This window comes from Lactobacillus xujianguonis (assembly GCF_004009905.1).
In the GTDB taxonomy this organism is placed as follows: Bacteria; Bacillota; Bacilli; order Lactobacillales; family Lactobacillaceae; genus Lactobacillus; species Lactobacillus xujianguonis.
The window spans coordinates 1-13,010 of sequence record NZ_ML136874.1; the positions used below are offsets into that span (position 1 = coordinate 1).

Sequence of the window (13,010 nt, forward strand, 5' to 3'; positions counted from 1 at the left end):
ACATCAAGTGTCTAAAAGCGACAGGGCATATCGTTTTACTACTACTTTAATTCTACAAGAGAACAAAAATAGTGAATCAATTATCCCGTCGGATAACTAATTCACTATTTAGCTTAGAATGTTTATTTTGCATAGGCTAAGACATTATTTTTCATTTGTTTTAATTGTTTTTTTGCGCCTTGCTTTAACTGCCAGTTATAAAACCAGGTACCGATATTAGAATGTTTCTTTTCATCATAGCTAAGAACATCCTCTTTAAAAACAATCTGACAACCCTGCGGTCAATGTCATTAAGTTAAGACATTGACAAATCCATTTGCTTTTATAGAGCTCAAATCAATAAAGATTTGAGCTCTTTTTTGCTTTCTTTGCACACAAAAAGAGCTATCCTAAGATAACTAATCTTTTTTAAGCAACTCGATAAATAAAACAAACTGGCGGTTGGACTTTCATAGCTCTGGTGTACTTACGTCCCAGTCGAATTGGAATAACATAATGTCTCATTCTACTCAATATCTTAAGGAAGATTTGATCAGATGAAGATTTAAGATAGTGTTTATGAATGATGGAACAAGCCATTTTGAAATTAACAATATACCTATACTTACAATGCTTTTGTGGCAAATAAACCTGTCAGCTTATCTGACTATTTACATTGAACATAATCATATGGGCTAAAATTTCCATTTCGATGAAGTCGTCTTGCTTAGAGTGAAATTGAACACAGCCTAAATCATATTTTAATTTTCTAAATGAGCTTTCAATACCCCAGCGCAGATGATACAGGTCTCTCATACGTGATAATGGAAAATCTTTTCGGTCCAAATTAGTTAAAACAACTTCCCACTCCGCTTTACCAGAATCTGGATCATTGATTCTAAACTTACAAGCTCTAAATTTAACTGTACAGAAATCTTCAAAGTCCCAACGAGCATCTTCGGTATTCTTGGAGCGAAATTTCTTATAATGTTTTTTCTTATGCTTTACCAAGTGAATGTTTTCATATTGATGATGAGTAACATAATATCGATGAGAAATGGTAATTCTACATCCAATATCGACATCATATTCCTGGTCTGGTAATGAGGCTATTTCTTTAATTCCACCGCTACCCGTTTTAGTACGAATGACATAGTAACAGTTAGGCATGCGATTACAGTTTTCAATCATATTAAAACTAGTATAGCCACGATCCATCGTGACAATGTATGGACCACATTCTAATCTATTAAGCATGTCAATAGCTGCTGTACGTTCGTCCATTTTAGCTTTAGGTTGGAAAATACAGTCATGATAGGTATTATTAAGCAAATCATAGAGAGCATTAACGTGCAGCTGACAAATTGGCTGAGGGAATTGGTTGGTTATTATAGTTTTAGAATTAGGATTAAAGAGCTGGTTAAAGTCAGATCCATCAATAGCGAAAAGACGATATTGATGATCAAGAAGCTGGAGATTAACCAATTCTTGATTAAACATCTTTAAAATATGTTCAAAGCATTTAGATGTCAGCTTAGATTTTTGTTGAACATAAGCAGACGCCGTCATTAACTTATCTTCATCTTCAAAGGCATCATCCAGTTCTTTTTCCAAACTGTTTCCCTGCATGTTAAGGGTGGTTTTAATTAAAGTGAAGGCATCGAGCTTACGTTTTCTAGTAAAAGCTGATGGCGAATTGATAAAGTCATGAATATGCTCTGCTGTTTCATTGATAATTCGATCTAAGCGCTTTAAAATATTGATATGAAGGTTTTTCATAATAACACTTGACTTTCTATGTGATTATTTGAAAGACCCGAATAATAATTTAAGTAGAGGGGAAGGGGGCCTATCCTTCCTCTTTTATTTTACGAAGAAAAAGGTCGAAATAATAAAAAAAGAGCTCAAATCATTATTGATTTTAGCTCTATAAAAGCGAATGAATTTGTCAATGTCTTAACTTAATGACATTGAGTTTTTTGCTCGTCCTCTTTTTCTTTATTAATTCTTAACTTTTATACTTGCTTGTTAATGAAGTAATGGCGAATATTTCCTAAAGCGTCTTGATGCATTAAGCATTTTCCTACACGCTTAATATTTTGCATTTCTTGTTTATTAATTTTGATACCATATTCGTTGGCAATTGCCCACGCATCTATCGGCTTTAACTCTTGATATTCATCGCTAACAAAAGCTAACTCAATAAAGTATTTTCCTTGATCATAATATAAATTGGAAGCTAAATCTGAAGCATGTAAATTATCGGCTAATTCAATTACTGTGCTTAAATCATTAAACCGATATGCACGCTTAGTCGAACTTTTAGCTTGATCACCAGTCTCACGCGGCTTAAAGGCATGATTTACCCGCTCAACTTCCTGATGAGTAGGCGGCTCATCAAGATCATCAAAGCCATGCCCTTGCAAACTATCATCATCATTATTACCAAGCATCTTTGAAAAAGTATCGTCGTCTCTTACTTTGGTAATTAACAACTCAAGTCCACTGGTATTAGGCATTACTTGAAAAGAAACTGGTGCTCCACTATCAAAACTATGGTCGGTATCAACTTCAGATAAAATTGAATAGAAGAAATTTTGAATCTTACTGCGATTATTAAGCATATCAAGCATTCGAATACCGCGTTCTGCCAATTCATCCTTGCTAATCTTTACCCGAATAGTATTTTCATCAATGTGATCTACCTGCATAGCTTTCACCTCCATACATGAATTCGCTGTTTATAGTATAACAAAATCTATTCACTTTTGCTTAAAACAAAAGCGTTAGTTAACCAACTAGCGCTTAAATTATTTTTATAAATCTGCAATTTTTTGAGCTTCAGCTAATTCTAACCGACGTACCTTCCGAGGTAAAAATCTCCGAATCTCGTCTTCGTTATAACCAACTTGCAAGCGCCGATCATCCATAATAATCGGTCTTCTTAATAAACTTGGATTCTTTTCTACGAGATCAAGTAACTGATCAATTGATAAATCGTCTAAATCGATTTTTAATTGTTGAAAAGCTCTTGAGCGAGTAGAAATAATCTCTTCAGTGCCGTTTTCAGTCATACGCAAGATTTGAAGTAATTCATCTTTGGTCAACGGTTCAGAAAAAATATTTCTTTCTTTAAAAGGAATATCATGCTTTTTTAGCCAAGCCTTAGCCTTGCGACATGAAGTGCAGCTAGGAGAAACATATAAATCTACCATATAGTTCACGCTCCTTGAAACAAATAATTGTATACTTTTCTGTCCTTACACTAGTAGTATAACACATCTACTTCTTTTTTGTAAGTAGCTTATTATAACTTTTGTTATGTATTCTTTATATATCTAAGAATACAGTCCTTTCGTGAAGAAAGTGTGAATTTTTTGTTTTAAAAGTTTAAAACAAAAAAATACAATCCATATTTGGATTGTATTTTTACTTAACAGTATTGTTTAACTTACTTAGTAAGCTTTGCCATTAAATCATTAACTAGTTTTTCGTTATCTTCAGCAGTTTCTGATACGTAGCAAGCTTGGTTAGCTAATTCCTTCAAATCAGCAGTACTTAACTTCTTCATTAAGCTTCTGATTCTCAAGATTGAAGTTGCACTCATTGAGTATTCATCAAGTCCCATTGAAAGCAAAATTGGGAACATGGTGTTATCACCAGCAGCTTCACCACACATACCACACCAAATACCATTTTCATGAGCACCATCAATTGTGTGCTTAATCAAACGTAAAACTGATGGGTTATATGGTTGGTACAAGTATGACACATTATCATTACCACGGTCAGCAGCCATAGTGTATTGAATAAGGTCATTAGTACCAATTGAGAAGAAGTCAACTTCCTTAGCAAATTGATCAGCTAAAACAGCAGCTGCAGGAACTTCGATCATCATTCCGACTTGTAAGTCATCACCGATCTTAACTCCCTTAGCAACCAACTTTTCCTTTTCTTCATTTAAGATAGCCTTAGCTTGACGCAATTCTGCCAAAGTACCGATCATTGGGAACATAATTCCCAACTTACCATAAGCAGAAGCACGAAGCAAAGCTCTTAATTGAGTACGGAAAATTTCTTCGTTCTTAAGTGAAAGTCTAATAGCACGAACACCTAAGAATGGGTTCATTTCTTGTGGCAAATCCCAGTAATCAAGGTGCTTATCACCACCGATGTCCATCGTTCTGATGATAACTTGCTTACCATTCATGCCTTCGATAACTGATTTGTAAGCTTCAAATTGGTCATCTTCGGTTGGGAAGTCTGAGGAGTCCATGTACAAAAATTCAGTTCTGTACAAGCCAACAGCTTCGGCACCATTTTCATGAACACCTGGCATATCGTTAGGAGTACCAATGTTAGCCGCAATAGTGAATTTTTTGCCATCGGCAGTTACTGAAGGTTCGTTCTTCAACTTTTGCCATTCAGCTTTTTGTTCAAGGAATGCGTCACCCTTGTGTTTGTATTCAACTACTTGTTCCTTACTTGGTTCAATGATAGCAACACCATCTAAACCATCAACGATCAAATCTTGACCGTCTTTAACATCTTTAGTAATTGAATCAGTACCAACAACAGCAGGCAATTCCAATGAACGAGCCATAATTGCTGAGTGAGCAGTACGTCCACCAATATCAGTTACAAACCCCTTAACATATTTCTTGTTAAGTTGAGCAGTATCACTTGGTGTTAAGTCATGTGCAACCACAATAACTTCATGATCAATTGATGCTGGGTTTGGCAACTTCTTTCCAAGAAGGTGAGCCATAATACGCTTAGAAACATCGCGTACATCAGCTGCACGTTCTTGCATGTATGGATTATCAGTCATTGCTTCAAAGATGCCGATGAACTTTTGAGCAGTTTCATCAAGAGCAGCTTCAGCATTAACCTTTGAGTTCTTAATTTCAGTTTCAATGGCACCAGTAAATTCTGGGTCATTCAAAATCATTAAGTGAGCTTCAAAAACTTGAGCTTCTTCCTCACCCAAACTCTTTTTGGCAACATCACGAATCTTTTCAACTTCAGCAGTTGAATCAGTTACAGCTTGCTTGTAGCGAGCAACTTCTGAATCAACATCGCTAATTGATGACTTAGTGAATGAAAGATCAGGCTCAACAAGAAGATATGCTGGAGCAACAGCAATACCGTCACTGGCAGCGATTCCGTTTAAAGTCTTGGTCATTATTCAGCTAAACCTTCTTTTTTCATAGTATCAGCAATTGCGTCCAAAGCGTCCTTTTCGTCATCACCTTCAGCAGTGATAGTAACGTCAGCGTTTTGACCAACACCAAGTGACATGACACCCATGATTGACTTCAAGTTTACTGACTTACCGTTGTATTCCAAGTTAACGTCTGAACCAAACTTTGAAGCAGCTTGTACCAACAAAGTAGCTGGACGTGCGTGAATACCTGTTTCTGCAATAATGTGAAAATCGCGTTTTTCCATTTTGAATATCTCCTTTAAATCGAAAAAATTAAACTGGTAATAAAATACCCATTCGGATATTAGATTATCATTTTTTTCCGTTTTGTACAACAATATTGTAACAGTTTACATCATTTAGTCATCGCTATTCGCACCTGTATAGACAATATTGCCGCCTCTTTCGGCCTTTCCATTGATGTTTTGCCGTTTCCCAAAATTACGCAAAGCCTTTTGAAATTCAAAAGCATTCTTTGGTTCAACCGTATATTCCTTAAGTTCTCCACTAATTAGTTGCTCAAGAATTTTTTGATAATCCAAGATATTCTTCCTTTCTTTTATTTCCTTATTTATATTTTACAGAAAAAATTTTTTAGTGAACAAATTTAAATAGAAAATAAAGCTTACAAATAATAAGTTTTTCAAGTCTTAGCACTTGACTTTGTAGAGTGCTAATCATACAATTTGTATAAGCTCAAAGCGAAAGGCGGTAAATAAATGCTTTGTCAAAACTGTCATCAGCGGCCTGCTTCCCTTCATCTTTATACCAAGGTGAATGGCGCCAGCCGTGAGATTGATCTATGTCAACAATGTTATCAAGAATTAAGAAATCAACAAGGAAATTTAGGTAATATTAACATGAATAATGATAATAATGAATTTTTTGGCGACTTTGATGACTTATTTAATGCATTAAACGGAAATGGTCGCAATGCCGCTAATAACAATAATGAAAATCAAGGCCCAGCAATGCAAATGGGCGGTGGCAACAATGGTGGCGGTCAAAATAATAACCGTTCTCTGCTTGATCAATATGGAACAGACTTAACTGCTCTAGCTAAAAAAGGTAAGATTGATCCAGTTATTGGTCGTGATCAAGAAATTGCCCGCGTAATTGAAATTTTAAACCGGAGAACTAAGAACAACCCTGTTTTAATCGGTGAAGCTGGAGTTGGTAAGACTGCTGTAGTTGAAGGTTTAGCTCAACAAATTGTTGATGGTTCTGTGCCTGCTAAATTGCAAGATAAACGAATTATCTCATTAAATGTGGTTTCTTTGGTTCAGGGGACTGGTATTCGTGGTCAATTTGAACAAAGAATGGAACAGTTAATTAAAGAATTACAGAGTCACGACGACATTATCTTGTTCATCGATGAAATTCATGAAATCGTTGGTGCTGGTAACGCCGAAGGTGGTATGGATGCTGGTAATATTATTAAACCAGCCTTAGCTCGTGGCGAATTACAACTAGTTGGTGCAACCACGATCAAAGAATATCGTGAAATCGAAAAAGATTCTGCTTTAGCAAGACGTTTCCAACCGGTTGAAGTTAAAGAACCTTCAATTGATGAAACTATCAGAATTCTGAAAGGTATCCAAAAGCGTTACGAAGACTACCACCATGTTAAATATACTGATGCTGCAATTGAGTCTGCAGCCAAATTATCAGCTCGTTACATTCAAGACCGCTTCTTACCCGACAAAGCAATTGACTTGTTAGATGAAGCTGGTTCAAGAATGAACTTAACTATTCCTTACATCGATAAGGATAAGATGATCGAACGCATCAATGCTGCTCAACAATTGAAACAAGATGCCTTGAAGAATGAAGATTATGAAAAGGCAGCTTACTACCGTGATCAAATTGAAAAGTATGACAAGATGAAGGGCCAAAAAGTTGATCCTGATAAAGCTCCAATCATCACTGATAAGATCATGGATAAAATTGTTGAGGAAAAGACCAACATCCCTGTTGGTGATATTCAAAAACAAGAAGAAAATCAATTGCAAAACTTAGCCAGTGACTTGAAAGCTCATGTTATTGGGCAAGATCAAGCCGTTGAAAAAGTAGCTCGTGCTATTCGGCGTAACCGAATTGGCTTTAATAAATCTGGTCGTCCAATTGGCTCCTTCCTCTTTGTTGGACCAACAGGTGTTGGTAAGACTGAACTTGCTAAACAATTAGCTAAGCAAATGTTTGGTTCAGAAGATGCCATGATTAGATTTGATATGTCAGAATATATGGAACAATATTCTGTTTCTAAGTTAATCGGTTCTGCTCCTGGTTATGTTGGCTACGAAGAAGCTGGTCAATTAACTGAACAAGTTCGCCACAATCCTTATAGTCTAATTTTATTAGATGAAATTGAAAAGGCTCACCCTGATGTCATGAACCTCTTCTTACAAATTTTGGATGATGGCCGTTTAACTGATTCACAAGGACGAACAGTTTCCTTCAAAGACACTATCATCATCATGACTTCTAATGCAGGTCAAGGTATTAAAAATGCCAGTGTTGGTTTTGCTGCAGAAAATAGCGATGAAGAAAAAGATTCTGCTAGAAGCTCAATGACCCAATTCTTCAAGCCGGAATTTTTGAACCGACTTGATGATGTCATTGAATTTAACGAATTAATTAAGGATGATTTGATTAAGATCGTCAACTTGATGCTTAACAATACTAACAACATGGTTAAGGACCAAGGTTTGCATATTGATGTTACTGACGCTGCTAAGGAGAAATTAGTTGACGACGGCTTTAACCCTGCAATGGGCGCTCGTCCACTTCGTCGGACAATTCAAGAAGAAATTGAAGATAATGTAGCTGATTTCAAGCTTGATCATCCAGAAAGCAAGAACCTATTAGCTGATGTCGTTGATGGTAAAATTACTATTTCAGATCAGGATCAAGCAGTAACTGCAACAAATTCAGCCTCAGACAATAACTAAGACTGCTATCAATAATAGTTTTAAAAATGATGAGGAAAATGTTTCCCCATCATTTTTTTCTGGATTTACTCTAAAACTTTTGTGAATTTAGAGTATACTAAAGTTAGGATTTATATAGAACAGAAATGGGTGAATTACATGCACTTAATAGATGTAACCAATAGCTACGCTGAGTTGGTTCACAGTCAGTTAAACACAACTGACGCAATTTATGTTAAGGTTTATTCTTTAGGTAATACTTCCGTTATATACACTGAAAGTAAAACTGCTATTGGAATTGCTTTAGAAAATCACGATCGCCGAATTCGTGAAAATGAAGTTGAATTTGTGATTAAGCGATTAGTTAAAAATACCGATACTACTTATAATTTAACAGTTGATAAAAGTCGGCATATTGTTGAAATCCATATTGATAAATAAAAAAATTCCTAGGATTAAAATCCTAGGAGTTTTTTTATTACAACTTTTCAGTTAACTTCACATCTGGATACTTATCCTTAAAGAAGCGTTCTGCAAATTCATTTTCAAACAAGAAGAGCGGATTATCGTAACGATCTTTAACTAATAAGTTTCTCGAATTAGACATCGCCGGATCTAATTGTTCTGGATCAATCCAGCGCGCTACGCGATGCCCGATGCTACTCATTTCAACTTCTGAATTATATTCATTTTGCATTCTGAACTTGAAAACTTCAAACTGCAACTGACCAACGGCCCCTAAAATATATTCATCGGTTTGGTAATTACGATAAAGTTGAATGGCCCCTTCTTGGACTAATTGGTTCATTCCCTTATGGAATGACTTCTGCTTCATCACGTTCTTAGCAGTTACCCGCATAAAGAGCTCTGGCGTAAATTCTGGAAGTGGTGGATAAACAATCTTGCGCTTGCCTGAATAAATACTGTCGCCGATTTGGAAATTACCAGTATCATACAAACCAACAATATCCCCAGCAACCGCATCTGAAACCTGAACTCGTTCACTAGACATAAATTCTGTTGCATTATTCAAACGAATTGGCTTACCCGTTCTAGCTAAGGTAACATCAAGCCCCTTCTTAAATTCTCCACTACCTACCCGAACAAAGGCAATTCGGTCACGGTGGTGCGGATTCATATTAGCTTGAATCTTAAAGACAAAACCAGAGAATTCTGAATCTTCAGGACTTAGTTCTTCATTTTCATTAACTGTATGACTTTCTGGCGATGGTGCTAAATTAACGAAACTATTCAAAAAAGTTTCAACCCCAAAATTAGTCAAAGCAGAACCAAAGAAGACTGGCGTTTGATCACCCATTGCAATCTTTTCGCGATCAAAGGTATTTCCTGCTTCTTTAATTAAATCGATATCATCTAAAGTCTCTTGGAATTGTGGACCTTGACTAAGTGCTTCAGAAGCTGGCAACTTACCATCTTTATCAAGCGGAATAAAGCGATCTGCCCCATCCTTGTGGTAAAGTTCAACTCGATTATTAGCAATGTCATACAAACCCTTTAAAGTTTGTCCGGAACCAATTGGCCAGTCCATGGCTACACCCTCAATACCGAGCAAATCTTCCAATTCAGCAATTAAATCTAGTGGCGGACGACCATCACGATCAAGTTTGTTCATAAAGGTAAAAATTGGAATACCTCTTTGTTTTACAACCTTAAACAGCTTTTTAGTTTGTGGTTCGATACCTTTAGCAGAGTCAATTACCATGACAGCCGAGTCAACTGCCATCAAAGTCCGATAAGTGTCTTCGGAGAAATCTTGGTGACCTGGAGTATCCAAAATATTAATCCGCTTGCCTTGGTATTCAAACTGCATAACGGAACTAGTAACTGAAATACCACGCTTTTTTTCAATTTCCATCCAGTCACTAGTAGCATAATTACCAGTCTTACGCGCTTTAACAGTTCCGGCTTTTCTAATTACCCCACCAAAAAGCAATAATTGTTCCGTAATTGTCGTCTTACCGGCATCCGGGTGAGAAATAATCGCAAACGTTCTTCTCTTCTTAACTTTATCTAACAACTCTTTATCCATTAATCCTTCGATTCTTCTTCCTTTACTTCATCTTCGGGGATCGTTAAAACTAACGTTAACAATCTTGACCCCTTCATTCTACCAGTTGTTAATACCATTTTATTAGGTAATTCAACCCTCAGCTTTTCACCTTTAGCGGGAATAACTCCTAATTGGGTTATTACATAACCAGCGACTGTATCAACATCATCCATTTCAAGATTCGTGTTAAATTGTTCATTAAAATCATCCAGCGGCATCTTGCCATAGATAATGTATTTGTTTTTAGCAATCTGATTAAATAAAACTTCTGCGTGATCAACCTCATCATCGATGTCGCCAACAATTTCTTCAACCAAATCTTCAATGGTTACAATCCCCACAACTCCGCCATATTCATCTAATAGTACTGCTAATTGCCGTTGAGTTTGTTGCATCTCAGTCAAAAGTTCACTAATATCAGCAGTTTCTGGTGCAAATAATGGTTCATCCATTACATCCTGATAATCAATCTGATCAAAGCCCTGTTTGCGGGCTGCTCTTAGGATGCTGCGAATATGTATAACACCAATGATCTTATCTTTATCTTTTTGATAAACAGGGATACGCGAATATGGCCGCTGCAAAATTAAATCTAAGTTTTGACTAAAAGGAACTTCTTCGTCCACCATAAAGGCATCTGTTCGCGGAACCATGATTTCACGTACAGATTTACTTTGAATATCTAAAACACCCTCCAGCATTAAATATTCGGCATCAGTTATCTTTTTTTGCTCATGGAGGTCATTAATTTCCTGGAACAAATGATCCTTTGTTCCTTCAGCCTTCTCGCCAGAAAACTTATTTTTTAAACGGCTAAATAATCCTCCGGCTTCCGGGTCACTAGTCATATTTGCTTTACTCTCTTTCTATGAAAAGTCTTTAAATACTCATATTATAGCATGTTTACTAGTTTAATATGATAGAATACTCATAAAGAAGCGAGGATGGATCTTATGAAGAAAAGTCATATTTTACTAGTTTTTACTTTTTTACTATTAATTCCTTATCTTTGTAGCTTAGCTATCATCGGTATTGGTTATAATGCATTAGTTTTACACTCAGCTGAGCTTATGCGAACCTTGATCGGTGCTTTCGTTGGCTCTTTGATCATGTTTGCCATCAAAGCAACTATTCAGCGCCCAGTCGACTTATTAGCTATGCAAACGCAAGACGGTTTGCTCAAACAACTATTGCGCTTTTTCAGTATTCGTCGGCGTTATTGGCTATTATTTGCCAATGTCATACTTGATTTTATCTTGTGCTTACTAGCAACAATTGTTGTTCGCGACTTTTTAACTTTAGATGCGATTGTCGGAACAGCTACTGGAATTGTCTTATTAATTATGTTTATTTCCACCTGTTTAGGTGCTTATGTTGAATATGACAACCTTTCAATTGACCCTAAACAACACTAATTACCCAACTTATTTACTGGCTTTCAGATACCAAGTCTGAACCAGTTTTTTTGTGGTCAAATTTAAGTCTTGTAAGAAATATGGCGTTTCACTATCACCAGGATTTTCATAAACTTCAATTCCGCGATCAGTTAAAGCTTTAAAGAAAGTTGGCACAATATAGTTGAGCGGTAAATTGAAGTTAGTTAAATTACCATTACTCTCTTCTTGGGCTACTTCAGCTTCTGGTAGAACAAATTTCATCAAACCCTTCGGCACTTCAACTTTTTGATCGGTCACGATCCCATACCAGTACATAAAGTGATCAGGACCAAAGTCGATCATGACAGTCCGGTGATCTGCTAAATTGTTATCCTTTAAAAACTTTTGGAAATTTTCGTCCTTCTCCATTTCCAAGTTACTCTTAGAAAAAGTCCGTTGAGCATCCATCATTCCATCTGGAAAAGGACGACCAATAAAGGTTAATGATTGTAGTTTCTTATCTGCCATTGTTTTTTACTCCTTAATATTCATCTAATTCTTCTAGGGGAATGATTTCACCCTCTAAAAAGGCGTCGATTTCCCCGCTAGAAAAGCCATGACTAAACAAATACCTTTTAATTTTAAACCTTCGTTCACGTTCATCAAAACGTTTGAACCGCTTATAAGCCTTTATTCCCTGTTTTTTTAGCGCGGCTAACTGTTCATCTTCACTAGGGGCAAGATCTAGTTGCTCAATTACTAAATCTCCAAGACTGCTATCAAATCCATGGGTCAGCAATTTAGTTTTGATTTTTTGTTTTAATTCACGTTCGGATAACTTGCCTACCTGATGCTTCATTGACTTAACGACCCGCTGACCAATTTCAACCCAGTCTTCATCACTAACTTCCTCAAGCTCAGTAGCACTAATTTCTGGATCAACGCCTTTTTGCGTTAACTTTCTTTGCAAAGTTTTAGGGCCATCGCTACCGACGCGCAAATTATTTTTGATAAATAATTGCACATATTGACGATCATCTAAATAGCCAAGCGCCTCTAGTTCTTGAACCGCATTCTTAGCCGCTTCATCAGAAATCTCATGCTTTTTTAAGTACTGTAAAATTTCAAAAATCGTTCGCGGTTCATAACTTAAAAAGTGTGCCGCTAAATCACTTGCCTTAGCATCTGCATCAAACTGCTTAATTGCTGTGACTTTTTCTTCACTTAATTCTTTTCCTTTAAGCAGAATAAATTCAGCCAGTGTTTTTTCACTAGCAGAAAATGCATATTTACCATCTAAAAAAATGTTGTAACGACCCGGTCTTTTCTGGGCACTAACTTTGGTAATGATTGCCATTTTTTCACCCTTTCTAACCTATTCACAACTATGCTAACAAAAAATAATAATCCTTGCTAAGAACTTTTTTAACGTTGTACAATGATATTTA

12 protein-coding genes and 1 pseudogene are annotated in these 13,010 nt (G+C 36.3%); 3 read left to right on the forward strand and 10 right to left on the reverse strand.

Features of this window, described 5'->3' with window-relative positions:
* Positions 1-408: 408 nt before the first annotated feature.
* The 6 genes and pseudogenes from EJK17_RS02315 to EJK17_RS02340 all read right to left on the reverse strand — a co-directional run bounded on the left by EJK17_RS02315 (position 409) and on the right by EJK17_RS02340 (position 5,727).
* A pseudogene (locus EJK17_RS02315) lies at positions 409-1,758 on the reverse strand (IS4 family transposase).
* Between the two features lie 236 nt (positions 1,759-1,994).
* On the reverse strand, positions 1,995-2,690 hold the full coding sequence (locus EJK17_RS02320) for an adaptor protein MecA (RefSeq protein ID WP_103661478.1): 696 nt from the start codon (positions 2,688-2,690) through the stop codon (positions 1,995-1,997).
* Between the two features lie 105 nt (positions 2,691-2,795).
* Positions 2,796-3,194: a transcriptional regulator SpxA gene (spxA, locus tag EJK17_RS02325; protein WP_103661479.1), complete on the reverse strand. Its 399-nt coding sequence runs from the start codon at positions 3,192-3,194 to the stop codon at positions 2,796-2,798.
* Positions 3,195-3,430: 236 nt separating this feature from the next.
* A complete protein-coding gene (gene ptsP, locus EJK17_RS02330) occupies positions 3,431-5,164 on the reverse strand; it encodes a phosphoenolpyruvate--protein phosphotransferase (RefSeq protein WP_103661480.1) in 1,734 nt (577 codons plus the stop codon).
* The gene (locus EJK17_RS02335; RefSeq protein WP_005718606.1) at positions 5,164-5,430 is read right to left on the reverse strand and encodes a phosphocarrier protein HPr; all 267 of its coding nucleotides are present in this window, start codon (positions 5,428-5,430) and stop codon (positions 5,164-5,166) included. Before EJK17_RS02335 ends, ptsP begins: the two co-directional genes overlap by 1 nt.
* Before the next feature lie 114 nt (positions 5,431-5,544).
* A complete protein-coding gene (locus EJK17_RS02340) occupies positions 5,545-5,727 on the reverse strand; it encodes a hypothetical protein (protein ID WP_103661481.1) in 183 nt (60 codons plus the stop codon).
* Positions 5,728-5,904: 177 nt separating this feature from the next.
* Between EJK17_RS02340 and EJK17_RS02345 the strand changes: the two genes are divergently transcribed.
* Positions 5,905-8,136: an ATP-dependent Clp protease ATP-binding subunit gene (locus tag EJK17_RS02345; protein WP_103661482.1), complete on the forward strand. Its 2,232-nt coding sequence runs from the start codon at positions 5,905-5,907 to the stop codon at positions 8,134-8,136.
* 138 nt (positions 8,137-8,274) lie between these two features.
* Positions 8,275-8,556 carry a DUF1827 family protein gene (locus tag EJK17_RS02350; protein ID WP_103661483.1) on the forward strand — a complete coding sequence of 94 codons (282 nt, stop codon included), beginning with the start codon at positions 8,275-8,277 and terminating at the stop codon, positions 8,554-8,556.
* Positions 8,557-8,593: 37 nt separating this feature from the next.
* On the opposite strand, the gene EJK17_RS02355 is transcribed toward EJK17_RS02350, so the two are convergent.
* Together EJK17_RS02355 and EJK17_RS02360 are read right to left on the reverse strand one after the other, a co-directional pair.
* Positions 8,594-10,165, reverse strand: coding sequence for a peptide chain release factor 3 (locus EJK17_RS02355; RefSeq protein WP_103661484.1), 1,572 nt, complete (start codon positions 10,163-10,165; stop codon positions 8,594-8,596).
* Positions 10,165-11,034 (reverse strand): hemolysin family protein, encoded by an 870-nt coding sequence (locus tag EJK17_RS02360; protein WP_103661485.1) that lies wholly within the window; start codon positions 11,032-11,034, stop codon positions 10,165-10,167. Before EJK17_RS02360 ends, EJK17_RS02355 begins: the two co-directional genes overlap by 1 nt.
* 105 nt (positions 11,035-11,139) lie before the next feature.
* On the opposite strand from EJK17_RS02360, the gene EJK17_RS02365 reads away from it, so the two are divergent.
* Positions 11,140-11,601 carry a hypothetical protein gene (locus EJK17_RS02365; protein WP_103661486.1) on the forward strand — a complete coding sequence of 154 codons (462 nt, stop codon included), beginning with the start codon at positions 11,140-11,142 and terminating at the stop codon, positions 11,599-11,601.
* A 9-nt stretch (positions 11,602-11,610) separates the two neighbouring features.
* Here the strand turns inward: EJK17_RS02365 and EJK17_RS02370 are convergent, their stop codons facing one another.
* Both EJK17_RS02370 and recX read right to left on the reverse strand, forming a co-directional pair.
* Complete coding sequence (locus EJK17_RS02370; RefSeq protein ID WP_103661487.1) at positions 11,611-12,090, reverse strand: hypothetical protein; 480 nt, start codon at positions 12,088-12,090, stop codon at positions 11,611-11,613.
* A 13-nt stretch (positions 12,091-12,103) separates the two neighbouring features.
* Positions 12,104-12,919 (reverse strand): recombination regulator RecX, encoded by an 816-nt coding sequence (gene recX, locus EJK17_RS02375; RefSeq protein WP_103661488.1) that lies wholly within the window; start codon positions 12,917-12,919, stop codon positions 12,104-12,106.
* Positions 12,920-13,010 lie beyond the last annotated feature (91 nt).

What these genes read in the sequence shown, in the direction of transcription:
- EJK17_RS02320 (WP_103661478.1), bottom strand. Translation starts at nt 2,690, where the DNA reads ATGCAGGTAGATCACATTGATGAAAATACTATTCGGGTAAAGATTAGC.
- spxA (WP_103661479.1), bottom strand. Translation starts at nt 3,194, where the DNA reads ATGGTAGATTTATATGTTTCTCCTAGCTGCACTTCATGTCGCAAGGCT.
- ptsP (WP_103661480.1), bottom strand. Translation starts at nt 5,164, where the DNA reads ATGACCAAGACTTTAAACGGAATCGCTGCCAGTGACGGTATTGCTGTT.
- EJK17_RS02335 (WP_005718606.1), bottom strand. Translation starts at nt 5,430, where the DNA reads ATGGAAAAACGCGATTTTCACATTATTGCAGAAACAGGTATTCACGCA.
- EJK17_RS02345 (WP_103661482.1), top strand. Translation starts at nt 5,905, where the DNA reads ATGCTTTGTCAAAACTGTCATCAGCGGCCTGCTTCCCTTCATCTTTAT.
- EJK17_RS02350 (WP_103661483.1), top strand. Translation starts at nt 8,275, where the DNA reads ATGCACTTAATAGATGTAACCAATAGCTACGCTGAGTTGGTTCACAGT.
- EJK17_RS02355 (WP_103661484.1), bottom strand. Translation starts at nt 10,165, where the DNA reads ATGGATAAAGAGTTGTTAGATAAAGTTAAGAAGAGAAGAACGTTTGCG.
- EJK17_RS02360 (WP_103661485.1), bottom strand. Translation starts at nt 11,034, where the DNA reads ATGACTAGTGACCCGGAAGCCGGAGGATTATTTAGCCGTTTAAAAAAT.
- EJK17_RS02365 (WP_103661486.1), top strand. Translation starts at nt 11,140, where the DNA reads ATGAAGAAAAGTCATATTTTACTAGTTTTTACTTTTTTACTATTAATT.
- EJK17_RS02370 (WP_103661487.1), bottom strand. Translation starts at nt 12,090, where the DNA reads ATGGCAGATAAGAAACTACAATCATTAACCTTTATTGGTCGTCCTTTT.
- recX (WP_103661488.1), bottom strand. Translation starts at nt 12,919, where the DNA reads ATGGCAATCATTACCAAAGTTAGTGCCCAGAAAAGACCGGGTCGTTAC.